The 8,020-nt window shown below is 68.9% G+C and carries 10 protein-coding genes; 7 read left to right on the top strand and 3 right to left on the bottom strand.

What is annotated here, in order from left to right; translation table 11 throughout:
- Positions 1–192: 192 nt before the first annotated feature.
- The gene (locus ACHZD8_RS10930) at positions 193–753 is read left to right on the top strand and encodes a YceI family protein (RefSeq protein ID WP_394770460.1); all 561 of its coding nucleotides are present in this window, start codon (positions 193–195) and stop codon (positions 751–753) included.
- A gap of 84 nt (positions 754–837) precedes the next feature.
- On the opposite strand, the gene ACHZD8_RS10925 is transcribed toward ACHZD8_RS10930, so the two are convergent.
- Positions 838–1,788, bottom strand: coding sequence for a cation diffusion facilitator family transporter (locus ACHZD8_RS10925; protein WP_394770459.1), 951 nt, complete (start codon positions 1,786–1,788; stop codon positions 838–840).
- Between the two features lie 111 nt (positions 1,789–1,899).
- Here ACHZD8_RS10925 and ACHZD8_RS10920 point away from each other — a divergent pair, with 111 nt between their 5' ends.
- On the top strand, positions 1,900–2,643 hold the full coding sequence (locus ACHZD8_RS10920; RefSeq protein ID WP_394770458.1) for an ABC transporter permease: 744 nt from the start codon (positions 1,900–1,902) through the stop codon (positions 2,641–2,643).
- A 24-nt stretch (positions 2,644–2,667) separates the two neighbouring features.
- Here ACHZD8_RS10920 and ACHZD8_RS10915 read toward each other — a convergent pair whose 3' ends face one another.
- Positions 2,668–3,180: a PaaI family thioesterase gene (locus tag ACHZD8_RS10915; protein WP_394770457.1), complete on the bottom strand. Its 513-nt coding sequence runs from the start codon at positions 3,178–3,180 to the stop codon at positions 2,668–2,670.
- An 86-nt stretch (positions 3,181–3,266) separates the two neighbouring features.
- On the opposite strand from ACHZD8_RS10915, the gene ACHZD8_RS10910 reads away from it, so the two are divergent.
- The 3 genes from ACHZD8_RS10910 (at position 3,267) to ACHZD8_RS10900 (ending at position 5,365) form a co-directional block, all read left to right on the top strand.
- Positions 3,267–3,809, top strand: a complete 543-nt coding sequence (locus tag ACHZD8_RS10910) for a DUF3887 domain-containing protein (RefSeq protein WP_394770456.1) — start codon at positions 3,267–3,269, stop codon at positions 3,807–3,809.
- A complete protein-coding gene (locus ACHZD8_RS10905; RefSeq protein WP_394770455.1) occupies positions 3,809–4,741 on the top strand; it encodes a CPBP family intramembrane glutamic endopeptidase in 933 nt (310 codons plus the stop codon). The genes ACHZD8_RS10910 and ACHZD8_RS10905 overlap by 1 nt, the downstream gene beginning before the upstream one ends.
- A gap of 63 nt (positions 4,742–4,804) precedes the next feature.
- Entirely contained in the window at positions 4,805–5,365 is a 561-nt protein-coding gene (locus ACHZD8_RS10900) for a TIGR03086 family metal-binding protein (protein ID WP_394770454.1), read from the top strand.
- Here the strand turns inward: ACHZD8_RS10900 and ACHZD8_RS10895 are convergent.
- Complete coding sequence (locus ACHZD8_RS10895; protein ID WP_394770453.1) at positions 5,362–6,339, bottom strand: aldo/keto reductase; 978 nt, start codon at positions 6,337–6,339, stop codon at positions 5,362–5,364. The genes ACHZD8_RS10900 and ACHZD8_RS10895 overlap by 4 nt on opposite strands.
- Positions 6,340–6,399: 60 nt before the next feature.
- Here ACHZD8_RS10895 and ACHZD8_RS10890 point away from each other — a divergent pair, with 60 nt between their 5' ends.
- Both ACHZD8_RS10890 and ACHZD8_RS10885 read left to right on the top strand, forming a co-directional pair.
- A complete protein-coding gene (locus ACHZD8_RS10890; protein WP_394770452.1) occupies positions 6,400–6,981 on the top strand; it encodes a YdeI family protein in 582 nt (193 codons plus the stop codon).
- 547 nt (positions 6,982–7,528) lie between these two features.
- A complete protein-coding gene (locus ACHZD8_RS10885) occupies positions 7,529–8,005 on the top strand; it encodes a Dps family protein (RefSeq protein ID WP_394770451.1) in 477 nt (158 codons plus the stop codon).
- Positions 8,006–8,020 lie beyond the last annotated feature (15 nt).

Here is an 8,020-nt window from a genome sequence, read left to right as displayed (position 1 = left end):
CCACTGTCTGTGATTTTGGACGATCGGTTTCCCGGACGCACCGAAATTGTAAAACTGAAGGGCAATCACATGACTCCGGTAGCCCAAGATTTGAAATGTCCCGTCACGTCGATCGGGGGACAATCCGAAGAGAATTGTGACACGTCACCAAAATTCGGAATAATCCCAGGGTCCATGCGCTTGCATAGGACTATGACCAATCTCATTGACACTCATCCCTCCTACGTCGTCGGCACCTGGGCCATCGACCCGACTCACTCCACCCTCACCTTCAGCGTCAAGCACCTCGCGATCAGCAAGGTCCGCGGCTCCTTCGAGAAGTTCGACGTGACGGTCGTCACCGCCGAGGACCCCACCGCCACCACCGTCGAGGCCGTCATCGACATCGCCTCGGTGAACACCGGCCAGAAGGACCGCGACGCGCACCTGCGCACGAGCGACTTCTTCCAGGTCGACGAGTTCCCCACCGCCACCTTCTCTTCCTCGAAGATCGCCATCACCGGCGATGACTTCACGATCGACGGCAGCCTGACGCTGCGCGGCGTCACCGAGCCCATCACTCTCACCGGTGAATTCGGCGGCATCGTCACCGACGGCTACGGCCAGACCAAGGCCGGGCTCGCGGCATCCACCAAGATCAACCGCCAGGACTTCGGCGTGAGCTGGAACGCGGCCCTCGAGGCCGGCGGACTCACCCTCGGCGACGAGATCAGCCTCACCCTCGAGCTTCAGCTCGTGCTTCAGGCCGCCTAACCCCCACCGTTTCCTGGGCCCTCGCGGGAGACCGCGGGGGCCCATCGTCGTTAACCCCGGCCATATGCTGCGCCAGGCATGTGCCTAGCGGTGCTGCTCGACCTCGTGCTCGGCGTGCTCGGCCGGCTCGAGCTGGAAGGTCGAGTGGGCGACGTCGAAGTGCTCCTTGAGGCACTCGCTCAACGCGTCGAGGAGCCGGTCGGTGCGGTTCTCGCTGAAGATGTACGGCTCAACCACCACGTGCGCGGAGAACACGTTCGATCCGGGAGTGATCGACCAGACGTGCACGTCATGCACCGAGACCACGCCCTCCTTGGAGAGCACGTGCTCGCGGATGAGGTCCACATCGGTGCCGCGGGGAGTGCCCTGGCTGAGCACCCGCAGCACGTCCCGCATGAGCGTGATGGCCCGCGGCAGAATGAGGGCCGCGATGGCGAGCGAGGCGATCGCGTCGGCGAGTTCGAACCCGGTGAAGAGGATCACCACGGCCGCCACGACCACCGCGATCGACCCGATCAGATCGCCGAGAACCTCGAGATACGCCGCACGCATGTTGATCGAGTTCGCCGCCCCGCCGCGGAGCACGAGCAGGGCCGCGGTGTTCGCGATCACGCCCACCACTGCGACGACGAGCATGAGCGGGGCCTTCACGGCACCGGCCGACGCGCCGCTGAGACGGCCGATCGCCTCGATGAGCACGAACGCCACGACCACGAGCAGGATCGCGGCGTTGAGGAAGGCGGCGAACACCTCCGCCCGACGGTGGCCGAAGGTGCGCTTGTCGGTGGCGGGGCGCGCGGCCATGACGGTCGCGATCAGCGCGACGACCAGACCGGTGAGGTCGGAGAGCATGTGGCCGGCGTCGGCGAACAACGCGAGGGACCCGGACACGAGCGCGCCGACCAGCTCGATGACGAGCACGACGGAGACGATCCCGATCGCGATGCCGAGCCGGCGGCGGTTGCCGAGCCCGGTCGCCGGGTCGACGCCGTGCGCGTGCGCGTGCCCCGCATCGTGACCGCCCGCAGCATCCATGGTTCCACTCTAGGAAGCCCGGAGCGGGTATTCCACCAATCCCGCTAGTCGGGAATGACCACCGTTCTCAGTAGCGATTCGGCCGATCCGCCGAGAGAGGACAATGGCACAGTGAACTTCGTACCCACCGCGATCGCCGTCGGCGTGCTCATCGCCATCGCGACCGGCCTTCTGTTGGCGCGAGGCATTCCACGACCCTGGGGTCCGATCTGGGCGATCGCGCGCGCCGCACTGCAGCTCGGCCTGCTCACCCTGATCCTGGGCGGCATCATCTCCGACGAGCGCTGGGTGGCGGTCGCCCTCGTCGTGATGTTCGGAGCCGCGGTCTACACGGTGTCCCGCCGGGTTGCCCGGTCGCGCGTCGAGGTCGCGATCGTCGCCGGATCCCTCGCCGTGGGCCTCGCGGTGCCGCTGATCACCGTGTTCGTCTCGGGCGCGATCCAGTTCTCCGGTCGTTACCTGCTCGCGGTCGGCGGGATCATCATCGGCGGCACCATGAGCGTCGCGACCCTCGCCGGTCGGCACTTCCGCGAGGCGCTGGTGAGCCGCCAGGACGAGGTGGAGGGCTGGTTGGCCCTCGGTGCGACACCACGGCAGTCGGTTCGCGATCTCGCGACCCGCGCGGTGTTCGGCGCGCTCATCCCCACCACCGACCAGACCCGCACCACCGGCCTCGTCGCCCTGCCCGGATCGTTCGTCGGCGCGATCTTCGGCGGGGCCTCGGTGCTGCAGGCCGGGGTGTTCCAGCTCGTGGTTCTCACGAGCATCCTCGCCTCGGGGGTCATCACGTCGATGCTCCTCACCACCGGATTCAGCGGAGCCGTCGGGCTTCTCGGCGTGCGGCTGAGCGACTAGCGCCGAGGGACTAGCGCCGAGCGACTAGACCGGAAAGACCAGCAGGGTGCTGGACGCCGTGGCGATGAGCTTGCCGTTCGCGTCGTGCACCGTGCCCTCGGCGAAGGCCGCCCGCGTGCCCGGCTTGGTGACGATCCCCACCGCCGTGAGCTGCCCGGTGTCGGCCATCACGGGCCGGAGGTAGCTCACCTTGATTTCGAGGGACGTGTAGCCCTGCCCCTGGGGAAGGGTGGTCTGCACCGCGCAGCCGAGCACGGAGTCCAGAAGCGTGCACACCAGCCCGCCGTGCACCGTGCCGATGGGGTTGTAGTGCGATTCGTCCGGATCGCAGGTGAACGTGACCCTGCCCACCTCGGCGGCGACGGGCCGCATGCGCATCAGGTGCACGATCGGGGGCGCCGGGATCGCCTCGTCGACGAGGGCCTGGATGTACTCGAGGCCCGACATCGTCTTGGCCAGTTCCGCGCCGATCAGCGGGTCCTCCCAGGTCACGGTCCTCGATCGGTCGGTGAGCTCGTTCTGGTCCTCGGTGTTCACGGCGGTCCTTTCCGCGCTCCAGCCTAGGTGCGGCCCGTGTAAAGAGAACCTTGACACGTTGCCCGACGTCAAGGCAAACTTGACAGATGACAGACCAGGCGCAGTTCGAGGGCATCCGAGCCGCCCTTCAGCGGCGGGCGGATGCCGACGCGGCCCTGGCCGAAGCCGTGGACGAGGCCCGGGCGTCCGGGCTCACCTGGCAGGCCGTCGGTGACGCGCTCGGCACCTCTCGACAGGCGGCCTTCCAAAGATTCGGCCGCCCCCTCGATCCCCGAACGGGAGAACCAATGAACACGACGCCGCAGCCCCGCGCCGCCGAGCGGGCGGCCGAGGCATTCGCGCACCTCGCGGCCAACCGCCCGCAGGCGGTGGTCGACGAGTTCGACGACACGATGAGGTCGCATCTCGACGTTGACAAACTCGCCGCCGCCTGGGCACAGGTCGCGGCGCTCGTCGGAGCGTTCGAGAGGCAGGGTGAGCCGTTCGCCCGCGCCGCCGACACCCTGACGGTCGTGGATGTGCCTCTCGCGTTCGAGGCGGGCGACATGGTTGGGCGCATCGCGTTCGACCCCAGCGGCGCAATCGCGGGGCTCTTCCTGCTCACACCGGCAGCCGCCGGGGAGTTGTGATGACGACTCGGCCGGTGCTCGCCTATCTCGCGATCGCCTTCGGCCTGTCCTGGCTGTTCGCGGTCCCGCTCTGGCTCTCGGGAGGCCTGAAGAACCCCTGGTTCCTCGTGATCGCCCTCTTCATCATGGCGACCCCCGCCGCGGCCGCCCTCCTGGTGAGCAGGTTCGTCGACCGCCCGGCCTCGATCCCCCGCGGCCTCGGGCTGTGGCCGATCCGGCCGGTGCGCCGCACGATCGGCTATGCGGGACTGGGGGTACTGCTCACGGTCGCCATCATCCTCGTGGCGTTGCCAATCGGCGCCCTCCTCGGCGTGTATCCGGCCGACTTCGTGCACCTCTCAGGGTTCCAACAGACGATCGACGGCACGCTCGCCGCGGTCGGTGCCCCTCCCCTACCGGTGCCGATCCAACTTCTCGCCGCCGCCCAGCTACTCAACGTGCTCCTCGGCACCCTCATCAACACCATCCCGGCCCTCGGCGAGGAACTGGGCTGGCGCGGCTTCCTCTTCCCGCGCCTGCTCGCCCTTGGCCCGGTGCCCGCCATCCTGCTCTCCGGCGTGATCTGGGGCGCCTGGCATGCCCCGCTCATCCTGCTCGGCTACAACTATCCGGCCGCCCCGGGATGGCTCGGCGTGCTCGCCATGATCGGCATGTGCACCCTCGTCGGGGCGATCTTCGGCTGGCTGCGGATCCGTTCCCTGTCGGTCTGGCCAGCCGCCGTCGCGCACGGAGCATTCAACGCCGCGGCGGGATTCAGCCTCGTGTTCGTGCAGGTCGGCCGGCAGATCGATACCCTTCAGGCCACCATCCTGGGCTGGTCCGGCTGGATCGTGCCGCTCGTGATCGTCGTCGTCCTCGTGGTCACCGGGCAGTTCAGACCCCGGCCGGCCGCGCCGGTCAGCACCGAGGATGCGATGGCCGCGACAGCGTAGGCGGAATGCGCAACACCCCGCCGCGCGTTGGGGAAGGCAGGACAACACGATCGGAGCACGACCATGACGGACCACAGCGACTGGCTTCACCTGCAGAGGCAGGCGCACCGGGAGTTCGCCACGCGACTCGGTGAGATCACCGATTGGGACGCCCCCACCCCGGACACCGAATGGAACGTGCGGGATCTCGTGAGTCACGTGATCGAGGAACAGCAGTGGGTGCCGCACCTGCTCGCCGGCCGCACCGTCGAGCAGGCGACACGCGACCTGCAGCCCCTCGGCGACGACCTCAGGGCCGAGTGGCGCCTGTACTCCCTTGCGGCCACGGCGGCGTGGGAGGAGGCGTCGCCCTCAGCTCTGGTGTGCCTGTCGCGCGACAAGGTTCCCGTCACCGACTACCTGCGCGAACAGGTGGGCGACGTGACCATCCATTCGTGGGATCTCGCCCGGGCGGTCGGCGCGTCCGAGGAGTTGGATGCCGCGCTCGTCGAGGCGGTCTGGACACTCTTCGAGCCTCAGCGCGACACCCTGGCCGCGAGCGGACTCTACGCCCCGCCCGTGCCGCTGCCCGACGACGCCCCGCTGCAGTCCCGGCTGCTCGCGCTCACCGGTCGCACCCCCTAGAAACCGGCGATGGCGTGCGGCACGTAGGCCGCCTCGAGCTCGGCGACCTCCTCGGAATCGAGGTGGAGTTCGAGTGCCGCCACGGCATCCTCGAGGTGCGAGAGCTTCGTCGCGCCGACGATCGGCGACGTCACGGCCTCGCGACCGGCCACCCACGCGAGCGCCACCTGGGCCCGCGGAACACCGCGCCGCTGGGCGACCGAGGCCACGGCATCCGCCACCCGGCGGTCGGACTCCTCGGCCTGACGGTAGAGCGTCGCTCCGAACTCGTCGGTCTGCGACCGCGCGGTCGACGCATCCCAGTCGCGCGTGAGCCTGCCGCGGGCGAGCGGGCTCCACGGCAGCACCCCGACCCCCTGGTCGAGGCAGAAGGGGTGCATCTCGCGCTCCTCCTCGCGGTTGATGAGGTTGTAGTGGTCCTGCATCGACACGAAGCGCGTCCAGCCGCCCAGGTCCGCCGCATGCTGCGCCTGGGCGAACTGCCAGGCGAACATCGATGAGGCCCCGATGTATCGGGCCTTGCCCGCCTTCACGACGTCGTGCAGCGCCTCCATCGTCTCCTCGATCGGCACCGTCGGGTCCCAGCGGTGGATCTGGTAGAGGTCCACGTAGTCGGTGCCGAGACGGCTGAGGCTCGCGTCGATCTGCTCCATGATGTGCACCCTAGACAGGCCGTGACCATTGGGGCCGGGGCGCATGGTGCCGTGGACCTTGGTGGCGATCACGACCTCCTCGCGCCGCGAGAATTCGCCGAGGGCGCGGCCCAGGATCTCCTCGCTCGAGCCGAGCGAATACACGTTGGCCGTGTCGAAGGTGGTGATGCCGAGTTCCAGGGCGCGCCGGATGAACGGTCGGCTCTGCTCCTCGGTGAGGGTCCAGTCGTGGCTTCCCCGCTGCGGATCGCCGTAGCTCATGCACCCGAGGGTGATCGCCGATACTTCGAGTCCGCTGCTGCCCAGTTTCTTGTAGTCCATGAGTCCAGTCTGCTCTCCCCACAGCCTGGCGGTGTCCCCGGCCGCTCGTACGATGGGGCCATGGTTGCCAACGACGACAAGCCGGTGCTGCACTTCGCCACGGCCGACGAGTGGCGCGACTGGCTTGCGGACCACCACACCGAACCCGGCGGCGTACGGCTGATGCTGCGCAAGAAGGGGTCGGCGCTCCCCGGAATCGGCGTGGAGCAGGCCCTCGACGAGGCGCTCTGCGTCGGCTGGATCGACGGCCAGCGGGCGGCTTTCGACGAGCACTACTTCCTCCAGGCCTACAGCCCGCGTCGCGCGCGCAGCCCCTGGTCGCAGATCAACCGCGACCATGTCGCACGGTTGGCCGCCGAGGGCCGGATGCGGCCATCCGGTCTCGCCGAGGTGGATCAGGCCAAGGCCGACGGCCGCTGGGATGCCGCCTACCGCCAGAAGACCGCGGAGGTCCCTCCCGACCTGCAGGCCTCTCTCGACGCGAATCCGGCCGCGGCCACGCTCTTCGCGACGCTCTCCAGCCAGAACCGGTTCGCCATCCTGTTCAGGGTCGGCTCGGTCACCCGGGCGTCCACGCGGGCCGCGAAGATCGACACGTTCGTGGCGATGCTGGCCCGCGGCGAGACCATCTACCCGCAGTAGCGCGCGCCTCCTCGCGCGCTCTCCGGACCCGGGCCCATGCGTGGGCCCGCGCTCCTCCTCCCGCGCACCCCGTTCCCGCTCCGCCGCGCACGTCTCCCGGCGTCGCGCATATCTCCCGCCGCCGCGCACGCCCTCCGCGCCGTCGCGCACGCCCTCCAAGCTGTCGAGTGGGCAATAGTGGCGGAAAGACCCGCGGTTTGGGTGCACCTTTGCCCACTCACCGCGCCGCACCCCGTTCCCGCCCCGTCGCGCACGCCCTCTGCCCCGTCGCGCACATCCTCCGCCGCGCACGTATCGCGCCGTCGCGCACGCCCTCCAAGCTGTCGAGTGGGCAATAGTGGCGGAAAGACCCGCGTTTTGGGTGCACTTTTGCCCACTCACCGCGAAGGGGACGAGAAAGGGGACGAGAAAGGGCCACACACGGATGAACCGGCGGGGATGCCGGCGGGGATGGCGAGCCACGGGCAAGGCGCGACGAAACCCCGCAGAATAGCCCGCGCGACCCGCGCCGTCCAGCCCCTTCACCCCCGGGCGTACGCTCGAATACATGAAGGCAACCACAGAACTCTCCGACAACCTGCAGGCCGTTCTCGTCGACCTCATCGAGCTCCACATCCAGGGCAAACAGGCCCACTGGAACGTCGTGGGCACCAACTTCCGCGACACCCATCTCCAGCTCGACGAGATCATCGACGCCGCCCGGCTGCTCTCCGACGAGGTGGCGGAGCGGATGCGCGCCCTGCACGCCCTGCCCGACGGACGCTCCGAGACGGTGAGCGCCACCACCACGCTGCCCAAGTTCCCCGAGGACCAGGTCGACACCGCCGAGGTCGTCTCGCTGATCACGGAGCGCCTCGACGCGGCGGCCGCGACCGCACGACGGGTGCACGACGCGGTCGACGAGGCGGACCCGACCAGCGCCGACATCCTGCACAAGGTGATCGAGACGCTTGAGCAGTACGCGTGGATGGTGAGCGCCGAGAGCATGAAGCCGCGGAAGCGCGGCGCGAAGACCGGTCTCTAGGCCCCGTCAGGGTCG

This window comes from Lacisediminihabitans sp. (assembly GCF_043726815.1).
Taxonomy (GTDB): Bacteria; Actinomycetota; Actinomycetes; order Actinomycetales; family Microbacteriaceae; genus Lacisediminihabitans.
Note: the sequence above shows the minus strand (reverse complement) of the source record. Positions and strands in the feature narration are given on the sequence as shown.

Bases quoted from the DNA above. Each gene is read 5' to 3' on its own strand.
- ACHZD8_RS10930 (WP_394770460.1), top strand. From the start codon at position 193: ATGACCAATCTCATTGACACTCATCCCTCCTACGTCGTCGGCACCTGG.
- ACHZD8_RS10925 (WP_394770459.1), bottom strand. From the start codon at position 1,788: ATGGATGCTGCGGGCGGTCACGATGCGGGGCACGCGCACGCGCACGGC.
- ACHZD8_RS10910 (WP_394770456.1), top strand. From the start codon at position 3,267: ATGACAGACCAGGCGCAGTTCGAGGGCATCCGAGCCGCCCTTCAGCGG.
- ACHZD8_RS10905 (WP_394770455.1), top strand. From the start codon at position 3,809: ATGACGACTCGGCCGGTGCTCGCCTATCTCGCGATCGCCTTCGGCCTG.
- ACHZD8_RS10900 (WP_394770454.1), top strand. From the start codon at position 4,805: ATGACGGACCACAGCGACTGGCTTCACCTGCAGAGGCAGGCGCACCGG.
- ACHZD8_RS10895 (WP_394770453.1), bottom strand. From the start codon at position 6,339: ATGGACTACAAGAAACTGGGCAGCAGCGGACTCGAAGTATCGGCGATC.
- ACHZD8_RS10890 (WP_394770452.1), top strand. From the start codon at position 6,400: ATGGTTGCCAACGACGACAAGCCGGTGCTGCACTTCGCCACGGCCGAC.
- ACHZD8_RS10885 (WP_394770451.1), top strand. From the start codon at position 7,529: ATGAAGGCAACCACAGAACTCTCCGACAACCTGCAGGCCGTTCTCGTC.